The sequence below is a fragment of the Hydrogenophaga sp. genome, from assembly GCF_031426985.1.
Lineage (GTDB): Bacteria > Pseudomonadota > Gammaproteobacteria > Burkholderiales > Burkholderiaceae_C > Hydrogenophaga.
This window is the reverse complement of the sequence record NZ_JASJOY010000234.1, coordinates 1-1,893: the sequence shown is the minus strand read 5'-3', so window position 1 is coordinate 1,893 and position 1,893 is coordinate 1. Positions and strand designations below refer to the sequence as shown.

The following is a 1,893-nucleotide window of genomic DNA, read 5'->3' as shown; positions in this document are numbered from 1 at the left end:
CGTGCTGTGGCAGGCCTTCACCGCCGACCGGCCGGTGGCGCTGCTGATCGACGAAATCGACAAGGCCGACATCGAGTTCCCGAACGACCTGCTGCGCGAAATCGACCGCATGGAGTTCTATTGCTACGAGACGCGCGAGCTGATCAAGGCCAAGCACCGGCCGCTTGTGTTCATCACCTCCAACAACGAAAAGGAACTGCCCGACGCCTTCCTGCGCCGCTGCTTCTTCCACTACATCAAGTTCCCCGACGCCGAGACCATGAAGCGCATCGTGGACGTGCACTTCCCCGACCTCAAGCAGGACCTGCTGACCGCGGCGATGAAGACCTTCTACGACGTGCGCAACCTGCCCGGCCTGAAGAAAAAGCCCAGCACCAGCGAACTGATCGACTGGCTCAAGCTGCTGATGGCCGAAGACATCCCGCTTGAAGCACTGCAGAGCGCCGACAGCAAGGTGGCCGTGCCGCCGCTGGTGGGCGCATTGCTCAAGAATGAGCAGGACACCACGCTGTTTGAAAAGCTGGTCTTCATGAACCAGAGGAACCGTTGACCCCCACGCTCCTCCGTTTCATGGGTCGCTGCCCCCCGAGGGGGCTGAGCCGGCTTGGGGCGGCCCGGCGCCGGCTCCCGTTTGGACCATTGCAATGAGTGACACACAAAAACTGTTGAAAGAAGGCCTGTCCGACGCCGTCGGTTTCGTCGGCGGCGCGCTGGCGGGCTACTGGGTGGCGCGCTGGCTGGGTTTCGATCTGTTCACCGAGGGCTACGACAGCAACAGCATCACCGGCATCGTGGCCGTGGGGCTGGGTGGTGGCCTGGGGTTGCAGCTGGCACGCCGCTGGCGTGCGGCCAACGTGTCCAAGGACTGACAGGGCTGCGGCCCCAGGGAGATCACCATGCTGATCGACTTCTTCTACACCCTGCGTTCGGCCAAGCTGCCGGTCTCGGTCAAGGAATACCTCACGCTGCTCGAAGCGCTCAAAGCAGACGTGGTAGGCCCGACCAACCCCGACGCCTGCACCATGGACGACTTCTACTTCCTGGCCCGCACGGCGCTGGTCAAGGACGAGAAGCACTACGACAAGTTCGACCGCGCCTTCGCCGCCTACTTCAAGGGCGTGGAGCTGATCGCGGACTTCACCAAGCCGATCCCGGCCGACTGGCTGCGCCAGGAGATGGAGCGCATCCTCTCGGCCGAGCAGATCGCCAATGCGCCCAAGATGGACTGGGACGAGCTGATGGAGACGCTGAAGAAGCGGCTCGAAGAACAGAAAGAACGCCACGAGGGCGGCAGCAAGTGGATCGGCACGGGCGGCACATCACCCTTCGGCCACGGCGGCAAGAACCCGCAGGGCATCCGCATCGGCGGCAAGGGCGGCAACAAGTCGGCAGTCAAGGTCTGGGACCAGCGCGCCTACCGCGACTACGACGACACGCAGGAGCTGGGCACGCGCAACATCAAGGTCGCGCTGCGCCGCCTGCGCAAGTTCGCGCGCGAGGGCCACGAGCTGGAACTGGACCTGCCCGACACCATCCGCTCGACCGCGGCCAACGCCGGCTGGCTGGACATCAAGATGATTCCGGAGCGGCACAACAACGTGAAGGTGCTGCTGCTGATGGACGTGGGCGGCACGATGGACGAGCACATCCAGCGCGTCGAGGAGCTGTTCAGTGCCGTCAAGAGCGAGTTCAAGCACCTGGAGTTCTATTACTTCCACAACTGTGTCTACGACTACATGTGGAAGAACAACAAGCGCCGCTACGCCGAGAAGTTCCCGACGCTGGACATCATCCGCAAGTACAACAAGGACTACAAGCTGATCTTCGTGGGCGACGCGACCATGAGCCCCTACGAGATCCTGCAGCCCGGCGGCAGCGTGGAATACAACAACG

The 1,893-nt window shown here is 63.0% G+C and carries 2 protein-coding genes and 1 pseudogene; all 3 read left to right on the top strand.

Annotated elements, in window-relative coordinates:
* Nucleotides 1–550: pseudogene (locus RMP09_RS23455) on the top strand (MoxR family ATPase); the annotation flags it as partial.
* Nucleotides 551–644: 94 nt separating this feature from the next.
* A complete protein-coding gene (locus tag RMP09_RS23450; protein WP_310568386.1) occupies nucleotides 645–869 on the top strand; it encodes a hypothetical protein in 225 nt (74 codons plus the stop codon).
* 27 nt (nucleotides 870–896) lie between these two features.
* Nucleotides 897–1,893 (top strand): vWA domain-containing protein (locus tag RMP09_RS23445; RefSeq protein ID WP_310568385.1); only part of this gene is annotated, 997 nt, incomplete at its 3' end.

Coding starts and splice junctions, on each gene's coding strand:
- RMP09_RS23450 (WP_310568386.1), top strand. CDS start 645: ATGAGTGACACACAAAAACTGTTGAAAGAAGGCCTGTCCGACGCCGTC.